This is a genomic window from Mycobacterium talmoniae (assembly GCF_001854525.1).
GTDB lineage: Bacteria > Actinomycetota > Actinomycetes > Mycobacteriales > Mycobacteriaceae > Mycobacterium > Mycobacterium talmoniae.
On sequence record NZ_MLQM01000019.1, the window covers coordinates 24,484 to 48,230 of the forward strand.

The following is a 23,747-nucleotide window of genomic DNA, read 5'->3' on the forward strand; positions in this document are numbered from 1 at the left end:
ACGGCCGCGGGGAGCTGCTCACCGAGTCGGCGCAGCGGGCGCTGTCCGCCAAGCTGGGCGCCCCGGCGTCGGCGGTGCGGACGGTGGGGCAGCTGCGGGTGTTCGACGCCCCGCACCGGGACCCGCGCGGCCCGACGCTGTCGATCGCCATGTTCGCGGTGCTCGCCGACGACTGGGCCGACCCCGCCGTCACCTGGATCGACCTCGACCACCAGCCGGTGTTGGCGTTCGACCACAACCGGATCCTGCACGACACCCGGGTGATCCTGGCCGACAAGCTGTTTCACGACCTGCCGTTCACCCGGGCGCTGCTGGGCGACCGGTTCCCGGTGACCCGGGCGTTGGCCGCCGCCGAGACGCTGCACGGCCGCCCGGTCGACCGCGGCAACTTCAACCGCACCCTGCGCGCCACCCCCGGGCTGGTCCGCACCGGCGACACCGCACAAGCCCGCGGCACCGGCCGGCCGGCGTCGGTGTGGCGGTGGGACGACGCGGGGGGACCGGCGCCGCCGCACGAATCTCGGATGACGCACCGACCCCTGGTGTGCAACGATCCACCGCATGCCCAGCTCACTGATCGAGGTTCGCCGCCACTACACGCCCGCCGAAGAAGTCGCCCTCATCGATGCGGTCCACGCCGCGCTGGTGGCCGCGTTCCAGATCCCGGCCGCGGACAAGAACGTGCGGCTGGTCGCCCACGAGCCGCATCGGTTCGCCCACTCGCCGAACCTGACGCACCCGGAGCGCTACACCCTGGTGACCATCGACTGTTTCGCCGGCCGATCGGTGGACGCCAAACGGAACCTCTACGGCGAGATCGTGCGTCGGCTCGCCGAACTCGGTGTCCCCGCCGACCACGTCCGGATCCTGCTGCGCGAGAGCGTGCCGGAGAATTGGGGCATCCGCGGCGGGCGCGCCGCCTGCGACGTCGACCTGGGTTTTCAGGTCAACGTGTAACCCCGGCCGCTACAGCTCGTAGCTCACGCCGGTCAGCTTCTCGGACTCCTCCCAAAGCCGGCGCCACAGCGTCTCATTGCGGGACAGCCGGCTCGACGGGCAGGGCTCGACCGGGCCGCGGGTCTGCCGTAATCGGTTGGGCCCCCAGTAGATCGTCGGGTCGGCGTCCGGCATGGTCGCGGCGAACAGCGTCGACTCCGCGGCCCGCTCCGGGGGTTGGCCGACCAGCCGGGCGCCCTGCTTGGCGACCAGATCCAGCAGCGTCTCGGTCTTGGTGAACAGGTCGGTGCCCGACACCCCGGGGTGTACGGCGTAGGAGCGTTTGGTCGACCCAGCCGCGGCCAGCCGCCGCTGCAGCTCGCGGGCGAACATCAGGTTGGCCAGCTTGGATTGGGCGTAGGCCAGGTTGCGCTGGTAGCGGCGGTGCTCATAGTTCAGGTCGTCGATCCACAGCTTGGGGGTCTGGCGGTGCGCGATGCTCGACAGCGTCACCACCCGGTCGCTGATCTTGTCCAGCAGCAGCCCGGTCAACGCGAAGTGGCCCAGGTGGTTGACCCCGAACTGGGTTTCGAAGCCGTCGACGGTGCGGCGAAACGGGATGTTCATCAGCCCGGCGTTGTTGATCAGCACGTCGAAACCGGTTTGCTGGTCGGCGAATTCGCGCACCGACGCCAAGTCGGCGAGATCCAGGGCGGCCACCGTCACGTCGCCGTCGATGTCGTCGGCGATCGGCTGGGCCTTGGCGACGTTGCGGCAGGCCATCACCACGGTGGCGCCCTTGCCGGCCAGCACCCGGGTGGTGATCTCGCCGAGCCCGCCGTTGGCGCCGGTCACCACGAAGGTGCGGCCGTGCTGGTCGGGGATGTCAGCTGGTTGCCAGGCCATGCGCGTCTGCCTTCCGTGGGGGTCCTTCTTCCGCGAGCGTGCACAAATGTAGTCGCCACCCGGCTGGGGCTGGCATTTTGCGCACGCTGGCGCCGGGGCCGGCCCGGTCAGGTGGTGCCCCGGCCGAAATACAGCTCCTGGGTCGCGGTCGCGACCAGCTGCCCGGCCCGGTTGTACATCGTCGACGTCGCCAGGCCGCGTCCCGCCACGCCGCTGGGCGAAAACTGGTCCGACAGCACCCAATCCGACAGGTCGATGGGCCGCTGGAACCACAGCGCGTGGTCGATGAGCGCGTTGAACGTGCTGACCGGGGTGGCCCGCCGCATCGCCAGCGCGGTCTCCACCATGGTGGTGCCGGACAGATAGGTCAGCAGGCAGCTGGGCAGCGCGGCGTCGTCGGGTACCGGGCCGGCGGGCTTCCACCACAGCCGGATCCGCGGGGACGGCGCCGGCAGCTCGAGCGCCAGCCGCGGCGGCGGGTCGACGTAGCGCAGCTCGAACGGGCGCGGCTGCACCCAGTGCCCGTCGAGTTCGTCGGCGTAGTCGGCCAGCTGCTGCTGCATCGGGGGCAGCGCATCGGGGTCGGGCACGTCGGGCAGCGGCTGGTGGTAGTCGGGGGCGGGCACCGGCGCGCTGAACGACGCCAGCGCCTCCAGCAGGATCTGGCCGTCCTGGCGGGCGGTGACCTGCCGGGTCGACAGCGTGCCGCCGTCGCGGGCCACGTCGACGTGCAGGTCGACCGGGCGACGGGCGTCGCCGGGCCGGATGTAGTAGACGTGCACGCTGTGCGGGGTGCGGCCGGGCGCGGTCCGGCTCGCCGCCATCAGCGCCTGGGCCGCGATGTGCCCGCCGACGATGTGGTGGGCGGGATTGTCGAGCTGGGTGGCCACGAAGTGCTGGTCGGCGATGCGGTCGACGTCGAGGGTGGCGACGATGTCGGCCAGGGTCGGGTAGGGCACCCGGTCATGATGCCGCAGCCGCCGCCGGGGACGTCGGGCAGTCACATCTGCCTCAGGCGTCGCCGCGCGGGAAGGGTGTGGTGTTGCGTCCGCGTCTGAGCGACAACTGGGCGTTAGCGCGGGGTGCGCGGGCGGCCGGGCTTGCGGCGCCAGCCCTGCGCGAACTTGCGCACCGCGAGCGCGTCCCACACCGCCGCCGTGATATCGGATGCGCCATCGTTTTCCAGCGCGTGGTCATGGTCGGAGATTCGGGGCAGCTGTGGCGGATGTGGCTGAATGCCAGCCAGGTCGCCGCGGAGCGTCATTGCGCGCGGTGGGTGTATCGTTGAGAATGCCTTGGTGAAGAGCCGGGGAAGTGGAGCCGGGAGCCCGCACGTTTTGCGAGGTCGCCCGGCTCTCGCGTTTTCAGACCACGGTGTGGACTGTGACAAGCGGCGCAACAAGGTTGCGTAGCGCGCCGCCCGTGCCGTACGCCCACGCGATGAGGTCCGCCGCCCACAGCAGTTCGTGAGAGGTTGGCGCGTCTATAGCGACTCGGACCCGATCGAGAGCGTCAACTCGTGCCAAGGCGCCGGTGAGGGCTGCCTTGTCCTGCTTATCCTGCGAGCAGGATTCCACCAGAATCCGCGTTGCCCCGGCGTCAGCCGCGCAACAGGCCAGAGCGTCGAGGCATTGACTTCGCACCTCGCGTTCCGTTCGCCGGGTGCCCTGCATTCTGCCGACGAAGATGTGAGCCTGGGCGACGGGACGTAAACGGACGAAATCGGCGATGAGACGATCACGATTGCGGGTCTCGTCTTTCAGGTGAAGGCGGTTTCGGTTCCTCGGCTTGAGATCGCGCATCACCTTACGGGCGGAGTCGAGGTCGTGATCGGCAACCACTGCCGCACACAGAAGATAGTCCCGGCGACGGGACTCATCCACGAAGAACTCGACCGCGGTCATGTTGACTGGGCAGGTTAGCTCACCGCAACGACATCGGCCGGCGCCATGCGAGGAGCGAGGATGACGGTCTAAGCGGGCCGAACATGTCATAGGTCGGCTCTGCTCGATGAGACCGGTCGCCTACCGCCGCCGTGGTATCGGATGCGCCATCGTTTTCCAGCGCGCGGTCATGGTCGGAGATTCGGGGTAGCAGTGGCGGATGTGGCTGAAGCGAAGCAACATGGCGGGCTGCCGCAGGAAACCCGCCCGACCCGACACGGGGCGCCACCAGCCACCCCGGCGCGCTATCGGTAGCCTCGGATGCGGTCCGCAGACGATCGGAGGCCATCCATGGACCGGGTGCTCGGTCTTTCGATGACATCGACCGTTGTCCGGTGGGTGCTGGTCGACGGTGTCACCGGCGACGGCGACGCCGTCGACCGCGGTGCGCTGGGCATCGGCGACATCGATGCCTTTGACGCCGACGCCCTGCTCGCGACGCTGGTCGACGGCGCGGATCTGCACGCGGTCGGGCTCACCTGGAGCCCGGACGCCGCAGCCGCCGCCGCCAAGGTGCAAACCGCGCTGGGCGGCACCGCGCACGCGGTCAGCGACGTCGCGGCCACCGAGCTGCTCGCCAGCGGCATCGCCGACCTGGCCGGCTACGACTTCCTGGTGGTGTGCGCGGTGGAACCCGGCGCCACCGTCGTCGCCACGGTCAACGCCCGACGGGTGACCGCGCAGCGCCTCCCTAGCACCGACGCCAAACCGCCGATCGAGCCGATCCGCGCGGCGGTGCACGGGGTGCGCCCGCGGCCCGACGCGATCTTCGTGCTGGGCTCCGGGGACGCCGACGCCGTCGTCGCCGCGCTGCAAGACCAGACCGGGATCCCGGTCATCACCGCCGCCGAAGCCGACTTCGCGCTGCCGCGCGGCGCGGCGTTGGCGGCGGCGCGCGCGGACACCGTTCCCGCCGCGCCGGTTATGCCGCCGCGGAATCCGCGGGTGCGGGTGCTGGCGTCGGTGCTGGCCGCCGCGGTCGTGGTGCTGGTCGTCGCGCTGTCGCTGGCCGTGGCGCCGCGCCTGCAGCCGTCGTCGCCGCGGCACCCGCAGCACAGCACCGCCGCCCACCAAACCCCGGCCACCCCGCCGAGGGCTAAACCCACGGTGGCCCCCGCCGCGCAGCCGTCGATGCTGCAGCCGCTGCTCGAAGAGCAGCCGCCGGTCTACGTTCCGCCGGCCGCGCCGGCGCCCCCGCCGCGCATCCGCGACCGCATCAAAGAAAAGCTCCCGCGGCTCAACCCCTTCCGCTAGGCCGGTGAGCACCGCGCCCGCTCCCGCCTGCTGCGCCGCCGGCCCGCGCGAGGCCCACCGCACCACGACGGTCGGATCCACCGTGACCGGACCGGCGCGCCCACCGACCGGTAGGTGACCCGAGCGCCTTCCGCGGGAGGCTTGGCGACAGGAGAGGCGTCGTGACCGATTTGACCGCTGCACAACGGGATCGGGCCTGCGGCACCCTGCTGGGCACCGCCGCCGGCGACGCGCTGGGCGCCGGGTATGAGTTCGAGGGCCCGCGCGCACCCGATCAACCGGTCGCGATGATCGGCGGCGGGCTGGGCCCGTTTGCCCCCGGCGAGTGGACCGACGACACCTCGATGGCCATCGCGATCGCCGAGATCGCCGCCACCGGCACGGATCTGGCCGCCGAGGCGGCGCTGGACTGCATCGTCGACCGCTGGCACGGCTGGGCCCAGAACGCCAAGGACGTCGGCGTGCAAACCCGCTCGGTGCTCGCCGCCGCCGCGCAGCGCGGGATCAGCGCCCGCACCGTGCGCGCCGAGGCCGCGGCCCTGCACCAGCGCAGCGGCCGCACCGCGGGCAACGGGTCGCTGATGCGCACCGCGCCGGTGACGCTGGCCTACCTCGACGACGGGGCCGCCCTGGTCAACGCGGCCCGGGTGATCAGCGAACTGACCCACTACGACCCCGACGCCGGAGACGCCTGCGTGCTGTGGTGCACCGCGATCCGCCACGGTGTGCGGACCGGGCAGCTGGACGCCCGGATCGGCCTGGGCCACCTGGACGCCGACCGGCGCAACCGGTGGGCGGCGCGGCTGGACGAGGCCGAAAACTCCTCGCCGGCGGCGTTTTCCGGCAACAACGGCTGGGTGGTCGCGGCCCTGCAGGGCGCCTGGTCGGCGATCGCCACCACCCCGGTGCCGATCGAGCAGGCCGGCGCGGAAGTGTTCCGGGCCGACCATCTGCGGTTGGCGCTGGAGGCCGCGGTGCGCGGCGGCGGGGACACCGACACGGTGGCCGCGATCGCGGGGGGACTGCTGGGCGCGGTGTACGGGGCCTCGGCGGTGCCGGCGCGCTGGCGGCTGATGTTGCACGGCTGGCCGGGGTTGACGACCCGCGGGCTGATCCAGCTGGCCGACAACATCATCGACAAGGGCCGGCCGGACCCCCTCGACTACAGCGGCTACCCGCAGGCCCGGGCGGCCGTGCCGCATCCGCACGACCCGAAGGTGTGGATCGGCGGGATCGCGGCGCTGGGCAGTCTGTCGGCGGAGGTCGATGCGGTGGTGTCGTTGTGCCGGGTCGCCGACGCCGATCTGCCCGCCGGGGCCCAGCACCTCGATGTGCGGCTCATCGACCGGCAGGGGGAGAACCCCAACCTGGACTTCGTGTTGCTGGACACCGTGCGCGCGCTCGAGCAGCTGCGCGCGGAGGGCCGCACCGTGTTCCTGCACTGCGTGCAGGCCTACAGCCGCACCCCGGCCATCGCCGCGCTGTACGGCGCCCGCGCCCGGGGCATCGATGTCGATGCCGCGCTGCGCGACGTGTGCGCGGTGTTGCCGGGCGCGGACCCGAACCCCGAGTTCCGGGCGGCGCTGCGCCGGCTGCAACCGCGGAGCGGGGCGTGACCCCGGAAGGGTCAGTCGGCGATCAGCCGTGCCGCTGCACCCATTTCGCGTCGCCGGCGGATCTCGTAGCTGCCCGGCGCGATCCCCATGTAGCCGTGCTCGGGATGCCCCAGGTAGGCGATGGAGCCGTCGGGCACCGTCAGGCTGGCGACCCGAAGGTCGTGGGGTGCGTCGGTGTCACAGTAGACCGGTCCGTCCGCGGCGTAGATGACGTGGGTGTTGCCGCCGTTCTCGGCGTGCACCACCGGGGTGCCCGACGCCGGCACCGCGGTGGTCGCCGGGTACGCGGCCGGTAACACCAGCACGTCGCCCTGGCGCTGCATGCCGGACAGCACCGGGATGTCGACGTCGCCGTCGTGCGGGGTGAGGACGCTGACCCCGGTCGTTCGGACCAGCTCACTGATGGTTGCCACCTAGTGTTTCCCTTTCGGTTGGGGGCTCGCGGCTCGGGTCGCGCGGGCCAAGTGGGCGATCGCCCCCCGGAGTCGTGGTGCAGCCGGTAACGGTCGGCGGCGACTTCGACGTGCAGTTCGCTGGGCCGGTCGCCGACCAGCACGCATTCGCGGGTCGGCCGCCGGCGGGTCAGGCGGGTGTCTGGATGGGCGCGGGTTTGCTGCCAGAGTTGGTTACCCAGCGCAAATTTGGCCTCGACGCGGCAGAATGCGGCGAATGCCCACCGCGCCGTGGCTGCGGGCCCCGACGGCGGCTCCACCCATAGGGGTTGCCGCGCTTTGCTGTTCGGGTGGCCCTCGACGGGCGGCGGGGTAGCGTCCAGCGCGCCGCTCATCGCCGAGCACGCCGCTGTGTGCACCGGCGCACGATACCGCAGGCCGACGGTCGACGCCATACCTGAGGTGCCGCCCGGCGTCCCGGTGGCCGCGGCGCATCCCGGACCGTCCCGCCGCTGGGTGCGCGGCGTGGAGCATCGGGCGTCGTCGAGCCACTCCGGGGTCAAGGACGGCAGCGGGTCGCGGTGGCGCGCAGGCAAGTCGGCGAATTGTTCGACGGCCTGCGGCGACGCCAAATCCGGCATGGCTCCTCCTTTCGCGGTGGCCGTCACGCTAGCGGCGGGCACCGACAAGGCGCTCGCGCTAGGCCCCGTGGTGAGCACCCGGGACTTGTCGGTGCCCCGGCCTAGCGTGGGGTCCGCTTCACGAGACGCCGTCGCCAAGCTCCGACTCGACGGCGCGCCAACCCAGCTCGGGGTGGCTCGGATGACGAAGCGACCGGCACCGGACGGGCGCCGGTACGGGCGCGGCCACAGCGAGGTTCAGACAGCGGGAGGTAACCATGCGGCATTGTCGACACCAGGCGACGGGGGAGAGCCGGGTCGTTCTGCTCGGTGACCACGAGACGGTGGGCGGGCACCGGGACGACCTGGCCGAGCTGGCGGCCCAGCAGTCCTGTGTGGTCGCCGACGCGTTCGCGTTCGCGCCGGGTGAAGCCGGCGCGCACGACGAGCTGACCGAGGTCGATGCGGTGGTGTCGGCGCTGGGGCGCGCGATCGCCGACCGGGCCGACGTCTGGGTGCCGTTCTTGGGCGCGGATCTCGGACGCGAACAGCATTGGCGGCGGCTAAGTCTGGTGCTGCAGCGGCACGGGCTGACGTTGCGGGCCGGCCGCGACCTCGACCCGTTCCCGACCGACGGCGGGGCCAGCGAAATCGACTACGCGCTGCGCCGGGAAGTCCAGGCGGTCGACGAGCTCGACCATGCGGCGCTGGCGGCGGTGGGGGTAGACAGCCTCGGCCGCGAAATCGAACGGGCCGTGGCGGACGCCGGGGCGGCGCCGGGTGCTCGACGTGACCCTGCCGGCGCCCGCCCGAGCACCGACGTTGGTGCACCGCCGCTTCCGGCGCCGACGACACCGTGGGCGCAGCGCCAGCCGATGCTCAAGCGTTACGTGCGCTGGCTGGTGCACGGCTGCGGCGTCACGCAGGCGGCCACCGCCCGGGTGCTGAATTCCACCGGGCAGCGCACCCCGACGGGCCGCGAGTGGCAGGCGGGCACGGTGTCCAACCTGCTCAACGGGCGGTATGACCGCCGCGGCACGGCCAGCCGGTGACGAGGATGCGCATGGCTACCCAGTCGTGCTTCTTCCCGCATTCGAGGCCCGTGCCGTGATCCGCCCGCGGCCGTCTGCTGGGAGCGGACGAGCGGGACACCATGATGAGCTCATCAAGGGCGGGCCGCGGCGCGGAAGGACATAGCGATGCGTCCGAGTCTGAGCGACAACGGCAGCGGGGAGGTCGACGCCCGTGCAGATTTGCCGCACGGTTATGGGTTGTCGCTCAGACTCGGACGCACGCATATATGCCCAAGTCGGTGAGACCCGCCGAACGCTGGGGTCGCCGGCGCTATGCGCACGTACGGGCGCTGCGTCAATACCGACCGAGTGCCCTCGGGAAAAGGCGGCGCACGGGTAGCCTGAGCGCCGCGGGTCGCGCACGATCACCGGCGTTATAAAAGGTTCGCGGTGGCGGCGCTCGACCCGGCGAGCGAGGGAGAAGCATGCGTGCGACGAGCGGGACGCGCACCGGGGTGGCCCGTCGTCGTGCGTTGTTCCGCTTACCGGTCCGCGGCAGCGCACTGCTCGTCGCGGGAGCACTGCTACTCGCCTCGCCGACTCGCGCGGAGCCGCCGCCCACGGACCCCGTGGCCCTCGCCGACAGCCTGGTCGCCGCCGAGCAGACCCTGCGTGACCCGTCGGCGTCGGATGCGGTGCTGACCGAGGCGGCGCACCGCCAGCAGGCGGCCTACCGCGCCCTGGGGTGGCATCCGGACTGGGATGCCGTGGTGCGCCCGCGGATTCCGGCGCCGCTGCTGGGCGGCTATGACCACAACGTCGACGCGCGCCGGCAGATGGTCGCGCTGGTGGCCAGCGACGCCAGGGCCGCGCTGCCGGCGTGGCGCATCGACCCGCCGGCGCCGGCCGACGAGCTGCTCGGCTACTACCACGAAGCGGAGGCGGCCACCGGGGTCGGCTGGAACTACCTGGCGGCGATCAACTTCATCGAAACCACCTTCGGCCGGGTCGTCGGCGCCAGCAGCGCCGATGCGCGCGGCCCCATGCAGTTTCTGCCGGCGACGTTCGCGCGATATGGCGACGGCGGCGACATCTTCGCCCCGCACGACGCCATCCTGGCCGCCGGGCGCCTGTTGGCCGCCAACGGTTTCGCCGCCAACCCCGACCGGGCCGTCTTCGCCTACAACCACTCCGCGAAGTACGTGCGCGCGGTCGACGACTACGCCGCCGTGCTGGGCGCCGATCCGGCCGCGTTCGCCGGCTACTACCGCTGGGATGTGTACTGCCACACCACGGCCGGGGACGTGCTGCTGCCGATCGGGTACGCGGCCGACGCACCGATCCCGGTGGGTGAGTACCTGGCGAACCACCCGCAGTGAGGATGCGCGGGGTGCATCGATCGCGATGACATGATGCGAGCTGTCCCACGGCGATCGGGAGGACCACCGGATGACACGCACCGTCGAGGAACGCCTGGCGGCACTCGAGCAGATCGAGGCGATCAAGGCGCTCAAACACCGCTACTTTCGCGCCTGCGACGCCAAAGATCCCGACACCATGCGGTCGTGTTTCATCGCCGACGGCGCCGACATCGACTACGGCCCGCTGGGCGACTTCGCCGACGCCAACCACCTGGCCGCGGTGTTCCGGCGCATCGCGCTGCACACCGTGGACGGTCGCCCGGTGATCCTGGACATGCACCACGGCATGCACCCGGACATCACCCTGACCGGGCCGGATCGCGCGACCGGGCGGTGGACGCTGAAGTTTCGGCAGCTCAACCTGATCGAGCGCACCGAGCGGCTGCTCACCGGCGACTACGACGACGACTACGTGCTGTGCGACGGCGCCTGGAAGATGGCGCGCAGCCAGTTCCGGCAGCACTGGTCGCTCACCCGCCCGCTGGGGCCCGACGCGGTCGTGGAGTGCTGAGGTGACCCGGGTCGCGCTGGTCACCGGCGCCAGCCGCAGCGTCGGCAAGGGCATCGCGGTGGCGTTGGGTACCGACGGCTGGACCGTCTACGTCACCGCCCGCGGCGACGTCGGGGTCGGCGGCCCGCTGGACGCCACCGCCGCCGCAGTCACCGCGCGCGGCGGAAAAGGGATCGCGGTGCGCTGCGATCACCGCGACGACGATCAGATCGCCGCCCTGTTCGCCCGCATCGCCGCCGAGCAGGGCCGGCTGGACCTGCTGGTCAACAACGTGTGGGCCGCGCCCAAGGGGTTCGCCGGGTTCACCGACCCGTTCTGGAAACGCCCGATCAGCGACTGGGATTCGCTGATCGGGGTGGGGTTGCGGGCCCACTATGTGGCGTCGGTGCACGCCGCGCAACTGATGGTGCCGGCCGGGTCGGGCCTGATCGTGAACATCTCGTCGTTCGGCACCCGCGGGCATCTGCATTCGGTGCTCTACGGCATGTCCAAGGCCGGGCTGGACAAGATGGCCGCCGACATGGCCGTCGATCTCGCCGGCACCGGGGTCAGCGCGCTGTCGCTGTGGCCCGGGTTGGTGAGAAACGAGGCGATGGTGGCGTCGGGGCTCACCGAGTTTCAGGGCTTCTCGCTGGCCAACGCCGAGACCCCGGAGTTCATCGGCCGGGTGATCGTCGCGCTGGCAGGCGACCCGCAGGTCGGGGCGCGCAGCGGGCACACGCTGATCACCGCCGAAACCGCGCTGGAGTACGGCGTCACCGACGTGGCGGGTAACCAACCCGACTCGCATCGGGACCTGTTCGGCGGCGGCCCGCTGTACTGAACGCCGAAGTGAGGGGCCCGTCATCGGCCGCGATCGGTCCCTTGCTGTCCGGCGGCCCGTTGGTGTGAACCAGGACTGCTTACTGTCGCCGGATCCCCGACCGCAGCCCAACGCCCCGTAGCCTGAACAGCGTGCGCCTCTCACCAGCCGCGACCGTCGCCCTCGACGGCTGCTTCGCCCGCGAATTCCCGGAGCTGGCGGTGCCGTGGCAGGCCGAGACGCCACCAGACCCGCATCTGCTGGTGCTCAACGAGCCGCTGGCCACCGAGTTAGGCATGGACCCGGAGTGGCTGCGCAGCCCGGAAGGCCTCGGCCTGCTGGTCGGCACGGCCGTTGCCGACGACGCCACCCCGGTCGCGCAGGCCTACGCCGGACACCAGTTCGGCAACTACGTTCCGGTGCTCGGCGACGGCCGAGCGCTCCTGCTCGGCGAACTGGGCGCAGAAAGCCGCCGCGATCTGGCGCTCAAAGGTTCCGGGCGCACCCCGTTCGCCCGTGGCGGTGACGGCCTGGCGGTGGTGGGGCCTATGCTGCGCGAATACCTCGCCAGCGAAGCCATGCACGCGCTGGGCATCCCCACCACCCGCTCGCTGGCCGTGGTGGCCACCGGGCGTGACGTGCAGCGCGATACCGTGCTGCCCGGGGCGGTGCTGGCCCGCGTCGCCGCCAGCCACCTGCGGGTCGGCAGCTTCCAGCTCGCCGCCCAACAAGCTCGCGCCGCCGGCGATCTCGGGCTGTTGCGCCGGCTGGCCGACCACGCGGTCACCCGCCACTACCCGCAGGCCGCCCAAGGCGACAACCGCTACGTCGCCCTGTTCGAAGCGGTCGTCGACGCCCAGGCGTCGTTGGTGGCCCGCTGGATGCTGATCGGGTTTGTGCACGGGGTGATGAACACCGACAACATGACGATCTCCGGGGAGACCATCGACTACGGGCCGTGCGCGTTTATGGAGGCCTACGACCCGGCCACCGTGTTCAGCTCGATCGACTACGCCGGGCGCTACGCCTACGGCAACCAGCCGCGGATCGCGCAGTGGAACCTGGCCCGCTTCGCCGAGGCGCTGCTGCCGCTGTTCGCCGACGACCAGGCGCAGGCGGTGACGCTGGCGACGGACGCCCTCGAGGGATTCCTGCCGCGCTATCAAGCTTTTTGGTCGGCCGGGATGGCGGCCAAGTTCGGATTGTCCGAGGGCGGAGCCGCGACCAGCGTCGTTGATGACGCGTTGGTGTTGCTGCGGGAGAACGCCGTGGACTTTACCTCGTTCTTTAGGGCATTGAGCGCGGCTGGGCGAGACGACAGTGCTTCTGCGCGAGCGATGTTCGCCGCTCCCGCCGAGTTCGACGAATGGCTGGGGCGCTGGCAGGCGCTGGGGCCAGATCCGGACGCGATGGATCGGGTGAACCCGGTCTACATCCCGCGCAATCACCTGGTGGAGCAGGCGTTGACGGCCGCGACGGGTGGCGATCTCGCGTCGGTGCAGCGGTTGCTGGACGTGATTGGTGAGCCATATCGGGAGCGCGTCGGCCTGGAGTCCTACGCCGCGCCGGCGCCATCAGACTTCGGTGCATACCGGACGTTTTGCGGTACGTGACGCCTACGTCGGCGGCTCGCGCGATGCTCAGGCGGCTCGCCAGGGTTGTGAGCGAACGTCGTGGCGACGCGGCCGTGAAGTGACTGCGCTCAGGTCCGTCGGCACAATATGCCCATCAGCGGACATGAGGAAAGCCCTGCCGAACGTCTGAACACGCTATTTGCGAAGCAGGCGAACGATGCGACGCCAACGCAAAGGCTCTCGGTCAGGGATTGGCAGGGCAAGGATGAGCGCTTCTACCGCGAAGTTCAGCGAGCCGCCCAAAATCAGACGGCTTCCGCTCGGGCATATGACGTCATGGACGACTTGCAGGATCTCATGGCGGAATTGCCCGAAGAGGTGCAAGTTTGGCGCGGCATCCGGAATATCGACGCGGCGCTCGGTGTACCGAACGACAGACTCGAAAGTCTAATCGACCTCGACCGCGACATTCCGATGTTCTTCGCCACGTCGCTCGATAGGAACGTCGCCGAGACGGAGTTCACCACCCCTGGGCTCCGCCCCGCCGTGTACAAAATCCATGCTCAGTCGGGCACACCAGCGCTCTGGGTTCCTCCGTTGGGACTTCAAAGCGACGCCTACCAGCAAGAATTGCTCTTTCCGCCAGGGATCGTCATGCGTATCGTCGGAGTGGCGAGAGCCTATAGTGTTCCCATAGTCGAGGTGGAGGTTCGCGATGGGGAAGTGGGACGATGACATCCCGCTGCAGCCTCGCGGCGCGGCGCAACCAAGCTCGGTAGCAGCACTGCTTCGTGCACTGAAGCTGACCGACGCCTCGAAGCCTGCTCAGTTGGCTGGCATGCGGGAATGGCTGAAGACTCACACACCGAGCCCGGGCATGGAGCACAGCCTCCGTCGCAAGGGCTACGCGCGCCTCTTGGACGAGCGCACTTCGGCGTAAGCACAGCAACTGGTTCTATTCGGTTCCTGACCCGCTGGGCCGGGCCATCGCGGGCCGGATGGACGTGTGGCCCGCCGCACGGCCGAAACCCGTGGCGATCAGGAGGCGGGCGCCTCCGGTGGGACGACAACGTCAGGGCAGCCCGGCCCGATCGAGCTCCAGTTGCAGCCGCGGGCGACGACGATATCTGTCGCGCAGGTCGGCGATGAACGCGTCGACGTCCGCGGACTCGCTTGACCCCGCGGCCAGCTTGCGCATCTTCTTGAGTCGCCGCGCGGCGCTGCGGTAGTTGCGCGCGTCCGCAGCTTCCAGCTCCCGCTCGACGAGACGGGTGTAGACGGGCAGAACAGCCAGCGGCTCGAGCTTCTCGTAGGCCTTGGCGAGGTCGCTCCAGGTGCGGTCGTCATCGAGGCCGAGGTTGTGCGCCAGCCGCCAAGCGAACGGAACGTCTTCGAGCGACAGTTGCGCGAATGACACCGCGTCGCGCGGCTGCGACGCGAGGCGCCCGAGCACCTCATCCCGGTAGTCGAGCCAGGCGGCGCGGGCGTCGCGGTACAGCCGGCCCGCGGTGGTCGACGACGGCCAGCGGCGGAACACCTCGACCCGCGCCGCCAGCAGGTCGTCGGGCCGATGCTCGGCCAGCAGGTCGCACCAGTAGTCGGCGGCCCGGCGAGCCTGATGGCCGTCGTCGAAATCGGTGGCCTGCTTGGCCCAGTCGATCGCGGCGTCGATCTCCCCGATTTCCATGAGCGCTGCAGCGGTGTCCTGCAGCCGCGCGGCGACGCGCCGGCCTCGGGCATGGGTGCGAATGATGGCGTCGACGTCCCGATCCCAAACGGCCAGACGCTGGGCGTTCCAATCCAGGGTGAACCAGGCACCGGCGTGTGGCGATGAGAATGGTTGATCCTCGGGCGGTCGCGGGCCGAGAGTCGCAGCGCGTTCGTCGAGCCTGGCGCGGTAGGCGGCCATGCCGGCGGCGCCCAGCGCCGGCGCGTAGGCGACGGGGTCGATGGTGAAGTAGTCACACTCGTTGTCGAACTGGAACTTCACCATCCAGTCCACGAGCTTGCTGGCGGCCGGGCGGGCCCGGGCCGCCAGGATCGGGTGCAGGTCCAGAAGGTCGCGGCAGGCGTCGCCGATGATCCCGCTGGAGTCGTCGGCCCGCATAATCACCTTCAGTGCCGAGGCGATCGCCCGTTGGGTTACCGCGAACACCTCGGCGGGGTCGTCGTCCTGGGCGGCTTGCTGCAGGATCGCCACGGCCTCGTGCATCCGGGCCCCGTGCGCGTTGGCGACGTTCCACCGCCAGACATCGGCCCGGGTCCTGATGAGGGGGAGAACGGCGTCGGCGAGCGCAGTCACCCGGCCATCATGGTCGAACTGCGCACCGGGCGGCCCGCCCACCTCGCACCGGCGACCTGGGCGGCGTGGCGACACCGACCGGTCAGGCAGAGTTATTGCCGTGCTGCGCGTCGATGACGCGTTGAATCAGCTCCGCGATGTGTTGCTGGCCCGCGGCCGGTCATGTCGAATTTCGCCCGCATCTCGACAAAAACCGCTGTCGACTGCCGTGAACTTTTCGTCGATGTGCGTGAACCGCTCGTCCACCCGTCATGTCCTGGCGAAGGTCGTTCACGTCTTGGCGGCGTTCGCCCACACGCTTCTTCACCCCTATGCGGCCTCGATGGCGGGTGCCGACGAGATTGCCTTTGCGAGTGGTTGTGCTGCCTGTTCTCGTGAGATCTGCACGATCCAATGAAGGCCGTGCACAGTGGTTAGGATTAGTCGCCCGTAGAGCATCACTGGAAGTTGCTGGTTGTCGTTGAATCGGCGGTCAGGTGTCCCGTTGATGTTCACGTATCGCCATGTAGTGTCCACCTGGACGGCATCGCTAGGCGGCGTCGAACTTTCGATAAATCGTGTCGGTTGGTACGCGACCCGCAAATCGGAGTAGCCGACGTCGCTAAACCGCTTGCCATCACGGACGAGGAGCCGGTCCGGTAAGAAATGCAGGGCGGACTGCCCCGCGGAAATCGATGGAATTTCAATATTCGTTTTCAGTTGCTTGGGGCCAGAGAAGTCGGCGGCAGCGCTTACCGAGCTTATGAGCGTGGATGCTCCAGCGTTTCGCTTGAATTGTTGAACGCCGATTATGTCACCGGCCTGTGTGACGCGCCAAAGCTTCTGCGACTCGGTGAGCCATGCCCACTGGGTGACAAGAGTGTCAAACCAACCGTGGACAGTGTCATGTACTTCGTAAAACACAACAACAGTGCGACGCGCCTGATCGTTGAGGTATAGCCATGTGCATAGCGGGATGACTACGAGCCAGATGATGAGGCCGAACGGAATTGTGATCAGACCCAGCAGCCCTCCGACGACAGCGGTCGGTATCCACCAGGCGAACCGCGACGCTGCAGAGTTCAGCTGGTCAACCATGTCTCCACGTCTAGTCGGTTCGAGTGCCATTGCCGTCGCACCGGTGACGTCTTCCATTACAACGTCATGAGGATCGAACCGCGGAAGACTCGAAGGCGGCACAGCCGCCGGCCGGGTCTCACGTGACGAGGATTTGCCGCCATTTAGCGAGGCGCGGTAATAGACGCCATGTCGGCCCATGTGCACGTAGTTACCCCGTGGTCCGGTGCTGAGTCGGAATCCCCGTACACCAGCACTCACCCCCAGCCCAGATTTGCTGAGGTTAAACCGGAATGGTCCTGCCTTAATGCTCTTGCGGACGTAAAACCCCATCACTCACCTCTAAGTCCGAGCCCTCTTCACCGATGCAAATAGGGCGCACAACCGGACGCCTGCGGCCGAATTCAATGCCGAAAGTGGCAGGGCGCGCTGCCCCGAATCCGTTGCGCGCTATGCCCACCCGCTGCTGAACGAGCCGTCTGAACGGGAACGGTAGCAGAACGGTGAGCGGCCCACCGGCGGTTCAAGAGGCAAGGTTGTCGCAGCCGTCAGGCTCGCAGCAGCGGCCTCAATCGCGTTGCCGCCTTAGCGGTAGGGCCGCATGTAGCAAACCGGGTGCCCCGAGACATGACTGACGATTGTCACCTGTCGCTTCACGCCGCCGCTGCCCAATTTGTCGGCGCCGAAGTCTAGGCTGCTGCGCAGCGGTATCAGCAACGCTGCTGGTGCGCAGCTGTTAGGAGTACGCGGTGACCGAGACCAACTATCACGCAACGGTGGGCGAAGCCCTGGGAATCCTCATTGACGGATTGGGCCCGTTTGTCGAGAGGGTCCTCGCCGAAGTGTTGCCGCCGGGCATCGAGTGGCCCGAACTGCTGCGCCGCAAGGACATGGCTGCCGGTCGTCGGGTCGGCCTCTACCGCAGCCGCGATCTGTCGTTGATGCTGCGCGCGATGACCGAACGCCTCGGTGAACTCGGCTACCCGTTCAACCGTGATCTGCCCCGGCAGGGGCAGAACTACGCCAGCGAGCTGCGTGATGTCCGCAATCGCTGGGCCCACAACGAACCGTTTACCGCTGCCCAGGCATACCGGGCCCTCGACTCCGCCGAATTGCTCCTGCGTGCCATCGGCGCCGACAAGCAGACCGCCCAGATCACCGACCTGAAGGTGACGGTGGCCCCGATACCGCCGGCACAGCCGGAATCGGGAACGGGGGGACAGTTCGCCCGCTCCCAAGAACCTTCACGACGCGAAGCGGCCGCAGAGACCGCGGGTGCGCCGCGCATCCAGATCCACGCGGTCGCCGACCTCAGCTACCCGATGGCGCACTGCCAGATACCGGTCATTGACCACGTCACGGTCGACAACGCCGGTGAGGAACTGCGTGGCGCGGTCCTCGAACTCGACGTCGTAAGCGCCGACGGCTCCCACGGCGGGCCGCGCGAGGTTCATCTTGACCTTGCCGCCCACAAACCGACGATCCTGGGAGATGTCGACCTGGTGCTCGACCCGGCCGCCATGCTGGCCGTCGGCGAGCAGCGACCGGGAACCATCCGCGCCGTCCTACGCGACACCCACGGGGCGCCGCTGGCCAAGGCGACCACCGATGTCACCGTTCTGGCTGCCAACCAGTGGAAGGCGAAGCCGCTCCAGCTGGCGCTAGAGATGCTGGCCGCCCACGTGCAACCCAACTCGACCGCGGTCACTGCACTGCTGCCCAAGGTCTCCGACCGGCTGCAGACCCTGACCGGTCGCTCCGCGATCGACGGCTATCAAAGCGACAATCCGGAACGGGTCGACGCCATCGCGCAGGCGGTGTATGACACCATGCGGGCCACCGACATCCGTTACGCCGAACCGCCGGCGAGTTGGGGCCTGGACGGGCAGAAGGTCCGCACCCCCGCCGAGGTGCTCGACGGCCGGCTCGGGACCTGCCTGGATACGACGCTGACCATGGCGGCCGTGCTGGAGCAGGCCGGCGTCAACTCCACGGTCTGGGTGCTGAAAGGGCATGCCTTCCTCGGGTACTGGCGAGACGATACGGCGTTGGCGGCGGTGGCGACCACCGAGGTCGTTGACATCGTCAACCTCGTTGACCTCGACCACATCCGGTTAGTGGAGACGACGATGCTCACCGGCGGTGCGCAGGCGGCGGATTTCGCCGATGCGGTCGCGGCGCCGCGCGTCAAATACCTCGGCGGGGATCTGTCCGAGATCCTGGGCGTCACCGATATCCGGAGCGCCCGTCGGGCGCGGATCTTCCCGCTACCTAGCCGCGCCGTCGACGCCGACGGCAACGTGGTTGTCACGGAGTACCGGCCGCCCGCCGGCCCGGTGATCGCCCCGTATGTCACTCGCGAAGGAGCCGCCCCGAGCAAGTTGGCCGAGTCCGCGCCGCCCCGGGTCGGCCAGTGGAAGAACGCGCTGCTGGACCTCAGCCTGCGCAACCGGCTGATCAACTACACCGAACGCGCCGGATTCCGGCTCGAGGTTCCCGGCCCGGCGCTAGCGCGGTTCGAGGACGACATCAACGCGTCGGCGCCCATCACGCTGCTGGCCTCCGACGAGATCCCGAGCATCGACGCCGCACGCGGCACCCGGTACGCCCGCGACCTTCCCGAAGACGAACGCATCCAGCTGCTCGCGGAGAAGCGCAGCGCCCACATCGATATCACTGCCGCGGCGTACAAGACCAAGCTGCGGTACGTGGCCTACAAGGCCAAAACCATCGTGGAGGAGACCGGCTCCAACAACCTCTACCTCGCGTTCGGGATGCTCAATTGGCGCTTCAACGATCGTGACTTGCGCTCACCGGTCGTGCTGGTACCGGTGATGCTGTCGACGAAGAATCGGGGCGAGCGCTACGTACTGACCCTTGATGAAGCCGGGGCATCGACACCGAACTACTGCCTAGTCGAGAAGTTGCGGGTGGCGTTCGGTTTGGAGATTCCGGAATTGGCCAATCCCGCCGAGGACGCCTCGGGGATCGATCTGGCCGGCACATTTGATGCGGTGCGCCGCGCCATCGCCAAGGTGGGCCTGCATTTCCGGGTCGAGGAGACGGTGCACCTGTCGGTGCTGCAGTTCGCCAAATTCCCGCTGTGGAAGGACCTCGACGAGTCTTGGCGGACGCTGGCGAACAACAGCCTGGTCACCCACCTCATCGAGACGCCGCTGGAGCCCTACACGGATCCGGTCGCCGAGGTTTCCGGTGTCGACCTCGATGAATTGCGGGCTACCATGCCGGTGCCGGCGGATTCGTCCCAGTTGCAGGCGGTGGCCGAAGCTGGCGCCGGCCGCACCTTCGTGTTGGAAGGGCCACCCGGAACCGGGAAATCGCAGACGATCACCAACCTGCTAGCGCATGCGATGACCGCGGGGCGCAAGGTGCTGTTTGTTGCCGAGAAGAGGGCCGCCCTCGACGTCGTCAAGAAGCGACTCGAGGCCGTTGGCTTGGGTGAGTTATCGCTGAACCTGCACGACAAGTCCGCCCGCCCGGCCTCGGTTCGGGCACAAATTAAAGCGGCTCTGGATCTCCGGGTCAGCGCCGACACTGATCGGTTGCATACCTACAGAAAATCGACCGAAGCCAGCCGCCACACCCTGCGCCGCTACGCGCAGCGGCTGCACGAGACCAACGCGGCCGGGCTGTCGGCCTACACCGCTCGGTCCACGGAACTGGCCGCCGATCAGGATGTGCCCCCGCTGGATGTGCCGCGCGACCTCGTCGCCAACGGAGCCGCCGAGACGTTCGAGCAGATCGGCGATGTGCTGCGTGCGCTGCCGGCAAAAACCGACTTGGCGCGGCCGGGTACGCACCATCCGTGGAGCTTTCTCGACAGCCCACCGCAGGGCGGATTCGACGTCGCCAAGATCCACAGCGCCGCAGTTGCCTTCGATGACGCGCTCGATAACGCCCAACGCCAAGGTCTTGAGCTTGACAGGCTTGGCCGGGCCGAAAGTCCGGCGGACATAGCAGCGTGGGCTCGACTTGCCGATGCGCCCCGCCATGACCTCCAGGGGATCGACCGCTTGCACGCCGACGGCTTGACCACCGAGCTACAGGCGCTGAGTCAAGCGGTGGCCAGCCTGGGCGCGACACCGCCCGCATGGTTGGCCACTGCCGGCCCCGCAGCCGTCGATCTCGATCTCCCGTGGATTCACGAAGCCGCACGAGCTGCCGACGAGTCCGGCTTTTTTGGCCGCAAGAAGCGGCGCCGGGCGGTGTTGGCTCAGCTGGCCGCTGTACTCGCGGTTGATCCGAAAACTGTTGACCTGAAATCCTTGTCGTCGCTCACCGGCGAGATGGCACAAACTCATGCAGCGGTGTCCGACCTGGGTGCCCGGTTCGCCCGGCTTCCCGTCGCCGTCGTCGGGTACCCGTGGAATCCGCTGCTCCCGGATGCGTGTGCGCAGGTCCGGGCAAGCCTGGATTGGCTGGCCTGGATCGTTCCCACCCTCGCGACAGCACCGCAGCATCCGCACGTGGCAGATCTGCGGGAGTTCTACGCCCACACTGCTGTCGGTGCGATGGCCGAACCGCTGCGCCGGCTCGCTGCCGCCTGGCAGGCGCTGACCGAGGCTACGGGGGTTTCACCCGTCGAACAGCAGTCTTGGGGTGGTGACTCCTTCCTTGCCAGGTGGTGGGCGACGCGCGGGCTGCGAAGGTTGGAGACCGTCGCATCGTTGGAACGCTGGGTGGATCTGGTCACGCATGTCGAGCCGCTCCGCGGCGTGGGCATGGGCGCAGCACGCAGGGCCATTCTGACCGGTCGGATACCCGCCGAGGACGCTGAATTGGCGTTCGAGCGGGGCATCGCCGCGGCATCCATCGGCGAGCGTCTGGACGCGACCGCATTGGGTGACTTCGACGTCGCCGCGCACGCCAAGACCATCCAGCGGTTTACCGAGAGCACCCGCGGGATCCGCGAGGAGCTGCCCCGCGCCATTCCGGCGCAGCTGTTGGCCGCACGCCGCTTCGACGCCGCTGCCGACAGCGGGCAGGTCGGCGGGCTGCGCCGGCAACTGGAACGCCGTCGCGGTGGAATGGGCATCCGCATGCTGATGGAGAACTTTGGGGAGCTGATCACGTCGATCCTGCCGTGCACGCTGATGAGCCCGGACTCGGTGGCCCGCTTCTTCCCCGCCAAACACGGCCTCTTCGACATCGTGGTGTTCGACGAAGCCTCGCAGATCCGGGTCGCCGATGCGATCGGTGCGATGGGGCGGTCTAAGTCAGTGGTCATTGTCGGTGACAGCAAACAGATGCCGCCGACCAGCTTCGCCGAAGCGGGCGCAACCATCGACGACGACGAGGGGTACGACCCCGAGGTGGTGCTCGATGAGGAGTCCATTCTCACCGAGTGTGTGCAGGCGCGGGTGCCGCGGCAATGGCTGTCGTGGCATTACCGCAGCCAGGACGAGTCCCTGATCGCATTCAGCAACTGTCACTACTACGAGGGGCGGCTGGCGTCGTTCCCGGCCCCACTGGCTGCGGCACCGTCGGTGGGTGCCGGGCACGGTGTCTCTCTGGTCCGGGTCGATGGGGTCTTCGAGCGGTCGGGCCGCGGTAAAGCGTTGCGCACCAACCGTGTCGAAGCCGACCGGATCGTCGCCGACATCCGCCGCCGCTTCGACGCCTCTCCCGATGCGGCGCCGTCGCTGGGCGTAGTCACCTTCAACCTGCAGCAGCGCGACCTGATCGAAAACCTGTTGCGCGATGCCGGAGACGACCGGCTGTTGCAGGCCTTGGACGAACCCGATGGGCTGTTCGTGAAGAACCTGGAGAATGTGCAGGGCGACGAACGCGACACGATCTTGTTTTCGGTGGCATTTAGCGCCAACGATAAGGGCGTGGTGCCGTTGAACTTCGGCCCGCTGTCCAAACCGGGTGGGGAACGCCGGCTCAACGTGGCGATCACCCGGGCGCGCCGAGAGGTGGTGCTGTACGCCAGCTTCGACCCGCAGCAGCTACGCGCCGAGGAGACCACCCAAGTCGGTACCAAGCACCTGAAGGCGTACCTGGAGATGGCCACGCACGGGGTGGACGCGATCAACGGGGACGGGCGACGGCAGGCGGTGATCGATCGGCACCGGGACGACATCGCCGCCGCGCTGCGCGCCGAAGGCCTGCCGGTGGCCACCGATGTCGGCCTGTCGGATTTTCGGGTCGATCTGGTGCTTTCTGACCCGGACACGCCGGGCCAACCGCTGGTGGCGGTGTTGCTGGATGGGCCGAGCTGGTATCTGCGGCGCACCGTCGCAGACCGTGACGCGCTGCCGATCGACGTGTTGGCCAACCTGCTGCGCTGGCCTGGCGTGGAGCGGGTGTGGATGCCGGAGTGGCTGCAGCAACGCGACGCCACGATCGCGAGGTTGCGCCAGGCCGTTTCCGACGCGAGACGGCGGAAGGTCGAGCGTGACCAGGCGCCCGTTGCGCCGGCGCGCGAACCTGTCATGGCGGAGCCGCAGGAATTCGCCCGGCTCAAGTCCGCCCCGATGCCAGCTGCTCAACCGGTTGAACCCACGAAATCCAGGCGACACCCGATGCTGCAGACCTACCGCGAGTGGGTGCCTCGGCCCGCGGGCGATGTCAGCGTGCTAAACGACGTTGCGATGGAGTACGCCAAACAGCAAGTACTAGCGGTGATTCACGCCGTGATTGGCAGCGAAGCGCCCGTCCACCCCGACCGCTTGGTCAAGTTGGTCGGCAGCGCATTCGGGCTGAGCCGGGTCGCTGAGGGACGGCGCCGAGCCATCCGACAGATAGTTCCGCGTGAGTACAAACGCGATGACGAAGGCTTCTACTGGCCAACTGAGGCGGACCCCGAGACCTGGCGTGTCGTCCGGTGCCCCGTCGAAGGCGACAGCCGCCCCCTCGACGAGGTCAGCCTTGTCGAGATCGGCAACGCGATGATCGTGGTCGCCGAGCGGGCCGGCGGCATCGACCCCGATGAAGTCAAGCGGGAGGTGCTTGGTCTATTCGGCGGTCGCCGGATGACGACGGCGATCGGGGCGCGTTTGGATGCGGCGTTGGATAGGGCGGTAGAGAAGGGGATGTTGACCTTGTCTGGCGGTTTGCTGGTTGTGCACGGGAAGGATGGTTTCTAGCAATGGCGTACCCCTCGAAAGCCGGGGGCCTAAATGAATAGGTGGATAGCGTCCCGTGGAGTGGTGGACTTCGGATCGGGCGTGGTTCACGCGTTGTGATCAACGAGTCATGTTGAACGCTAGGCGATTTGGTGTTGTTTGGCAAGGGCTGCCGCGGCGTGTTTTTTGGCGATAACCACCCGTAGCTCGTCCATGGAGACATCGGAGAGGTAGCGGCGGGTGACTTGCCATTCGTCGTGGGATTCGATGACCACCGCGGTCGCCAAGCGCAGGAACGCTGCCGGGTTGG

At 68.8% G+C, this 23,747-nt stretch carries 17 protein-coding genes, 2 pseudogenes and 1 riboswitch; of the genes and pseudogenes, 10 read left to right on the forward strand and 9 right to left on the reverse strand.

Annotated features, from left to right (window positions below; translation table 11 throughout):
* Positions 1-561: 561 nt before the first annotated feature.
* Entirely contained in the window at positions 562-957 is a 396-nt protein-coding gene (locus tag BKN37_RS06165; protein ID WP_071023329.1) for a tautomerase family protein, read from the forward strand.
* 9 nt (positions 958-966) lie between these two features.
* Here BKN37_RS06165 and BKN37_RS06170 read toward each other — a convergent pair whose 3' ends face one another.
* From BKN37_RS06170 to BKN37_RS06185, 4 genes are all read right to left on the reverse strand, one after another.
* Positions 967-1,842, reverse strand: a complete 876-nt coding sequence (locus BKN37_RS06170; protein ID WP_071023332.1) for an oxidoreductase — start codon at positions 1,840-1,842, stop codon at positions 967-969.
* A gap of 107 nt (positions 1,843-1,949) precedes the next feature.
* The gene (locus BKN37_RS06175; RefSeq protein WP_071023335.1) at positions 1,950-2,801 is read right to left on the reverse strand and encodes an acyl-CoA thioesterase; all 852 of its coding nucleotides are present in this window, start codon (positions 2,799-2,801) and stop codon (positions 1,950-1,952) included.
* A gap of 113 nt (positions 2,802-2,914) precedes the next feature.
* A complete protein-coding gene (locus BKN37_RS06180) occupies positions 2,915-3,106 on the reverse strand; it encodes a hypothetical protein (protein ID WP_071023338.1) in 192 nt (63 codons plus the stop codon).
* A 100-nt stretch (positions 3,107-3,206) separates the two neighbouring features.
* The gene (locus BKN37_RS06185; protein WP_242657109.1) at positions 3,207-3,746 is read right to left on the reverse strand and encodes a hypothetical protein; all 540 of its coding nucleotides are present in this window, start codon (positions 3,744-3,746) and stop codon (positions 3,207-3,209) included.
* A gap of 330 nt (positions 3,747-4,076) precedes the next feature.
* Between BKN37_RS06185 and BKN37_RS06190 the strand changes: the two genes are divergently transcribed.
* Entirely contained in the window at positions 4,077-5,039 is a 963-nt protein-coding gene (locus BKN37_RS06190; RefSeq protein ID WP_071023341.1) for a DUF7159 family protein, read from the forward strand.
* A 161-nt stretch (positions 5,040-5,200) separates the two neighbouring features.
* Positions 5,201-6,655, forward strand: a complete 1,455-nt coding sequence (locus BKN37_RS06195; protein WP_071023345.1) for an ADP-ribosylglycohydrolase family protein — start codon at positions 5,201-5,203, stop codon at positions 6,653-6,655.
* An 11-nt stretch (positions 6,656-6,666) separates the two neighbouring features.
* Here the strand turns inward: BKN37_RS06195 and BKN37_RS06200 are convergent, their stop codons facing one another.
* Entirely contained in the window at positions 6,667-7,068 is a 402-nt protein-coding gene (locus BKN37_RS06200) for a hypothetical protein (protein WP_071023349.1), read from the reverse strand.
* A gap of 736 nt (positions 7,069-7,804) precedes the next feature.
* Positions 7,805-7,914, forward strand: a riboswitch (SAM riboswitch).
* 31 nt (positions 7,915-7,945) lie between these two features.
* Between BKN37_RS06200 and BKN37_RS06205 the strand changes: the two genes are divergently transcribed.
* From BKN37_RS06205 to BKN37_RS06230, 6 genes are all read left to right on the forward strand, one after another.
* Complete coding sequence (locus BKN37_RS06205) at positions 7,946-8,719, forward strand: hypothetical protein (protein ID WP_071023352.1); 774 nt, start codon at positions 7,946-7,948, stop codon at positions 8,717-8,719.
* A gap of 446 nt (positions 8,720-9,165) precedes the next feature.
* The gene (locus BKN37_RS06210) at positions 9,166-10,059 is read left to right on the forward strand and encodes a lytic transglycosylase domain-containing protein (protein ID WP_071023356.1); all 894 of its coding nucleotides are present in this window, start codon (positions 9,166-9,168) and stop codon (positions 10,057-10,059) included.
* Between the two features lie 70 nt (positions 10,060-10,129).
* Entirely contained in the window at positions 10,130-10,612 is a 483-nt protein-coding gene (locus BKN37_RS06215) for a nuclear transport factor 2 family protein (protein ID WP_071023360.1), read from the forward strand.
* Position 10,613: 1 nt separating this feature from the next.
* Positions 10,614-11,435: an SDR family NAD(P)-dependent oxidoreductase gene (locus BKN37_RS06220; protein WP_071023364.1), complete on the forward strand. Its 822-nt coding sequence runs from the start codon at positions 10,614-10,616 to the stop codon at positions 11,433-11,435.
* 131 nt (positions 11,436-11,566) lie between these two features.
* The gene (locus BKN37_RS06225) at positions 11,567-13,027 is read left to right on the forward strand and encodes a protein adenylyltransferase SelO (protein ID WP_071023367.1); all 1,461 of its coding nucleotides are present in this window, start codon (positions 11,567-11,569) and stop codon (positions 13,025-13,027) included.
* A 108-nt stretch (positions 13,028-13,135) separates the two neighbouring features.
* The gene (locus BKN37_RS06230; RefSeq protein ID WP_071023370.1) at positions 13,136-13,723 is read left to right on the forward strand and encodes an ADP-ribosyltransferase family protein; all 588 of its coding nucleotides are present in this window, start codon (positions 13,136-13,138) and stop codon (positions 13,721-13,723) included.
* 337 nt (positions 13,724-14,060) lie between these two features.
* Here the strand turns inward: BKN37_RS06230 and BKN37_RS06235 are convergent, their stop codons facing one another.
* From BKN37_RS06235 to BKN37_RS30355, 3 genes and pseudogenes are all read right to left on the reverse strand, one after another.
* Positions 14,061-15,332: a DUF6880 family protein gene (locus BKN37_RS06235; protein WP_242657110.1), complete on the reverse strand. Its 1,272-nt coding sequence runs from the start codon at positions 15,330-15,332 to the stop codon at positions 14,061-14,063.
* Positions 15,333-15,599: 267 nt separating this feature from the next.
* The gene (locus BKN37_RS27605) at positions 15,600-16,367 is read right to left on the reverse strand and encodes a hypothetical protein (RefSeq protein ID WP_242657111.1); all 768 of its coding nucleotides are present in this window, start codon (positions 16,365-16,367) and stop codon (positions 15,600-15,602) included.
* A 165-nt stretch (positions 16,368-16,532) separates the two neighbouring features.
* Positions 16,533-16,679, reverse strand: a pseudogene (locus BKN37_RS30355) (DUF4236 domain-containing protein); the annotation flags it as partial.
* A gap of 416 nt (positions 16,680-17,095) precedes the next feature.
* Here BKN37_RS30355 and BKN37_RS06240 point away from each other — a divergent pair.
* Positions 17,096-23,458, forward strand: coding sequence for a DUF3320 domain-containing protein (locus BKN37_RS06240; RefSeq protein WP_071023373.1), 6,363 nt, complete (start codon positions 17,096-17,098; stop codon positions 23,456-23,458).
* 119 nt (positions 23,459-23,577) lie between these two features.
* On the opposite strand, the pseudogene BKN37_RS28250 reads toward BKN37_RS06240, so the two are convergent.
* Positions 23,578-23,747, reverse strand: a pseudogene (locus BKN37_RS28250) (IS256 family transposase); the annotation flags it as partial.

Coding starts and splice junctions, on each gene's coding strand:
- BKN37_RS06190 (WP_071023341.1), top strand. CDS start 4,077: ATGGACCGGGTGCTCGGTCTTTCGATGACATCGACCGTTGTCCGGTGG.
- BKN37_RS27605 (WP_242657111.1), bottom strand. CDS start 16,367: ATGGTTGACCAGCTGAACTCTGCAGCGTCGCGGTTCGCCTGGTGGATA.
- BKN37_RS06210 (WP_071023356.1), top strand. CDS start 9,166: ATGCGTGCGACGAGCGGGACGCGCACCGGGGTGGCCCGTCGTCGTGCG.
- BKN37_RS06185 (WP_242657109.1), bottom strand. CDS start 3,746: ATGACCGCGGTCGAGTTCTTCGTGGATGAGTCCCGTCGCCGGGACTAT.
- BKN37_RS06205 (WP_071023352.1), top strand. CDS start 7,946: ATGCGGCATTGTCGACACCAGGCGACGGGGGAGAGCCGGGTCGTTCTG.
- BKN37_RS06215 (WP_071023360.1), top strand. CDS start 10,130: ATGACACGCACCGTCGAGGAACGCCTGGCGGCACTCGAGCAGATCGAG.
- BKN37_RS06165 (WP_071023329.1), top strand. CDS start 562: ATGCCCAGCTCACTGATCGAGGTTCGCCGCCACTACACGCCCGCCGAA.
- BKN37_RS06180 (WP_071023338.1), bottom strand. CDS start 3,106: ATGACGCTCCGCGGCGACCTGGCTGGCATTCAGCCACATCCGCCACAG.
- BKN37_RS06170 (WP_071023332.1), bottom strand. CDS start 1,842: ATGGCCTGGCAACCAGCTGACATCCCCGACCAGCACGGCCGCACCTTC.
- BKN37_RS06230 (WP_071023370.1), top strand. CDS start 13,136: ATGCCCATCAGCGGACATGAGGAAAGCCCTGCCGAACGTCTGAACACG.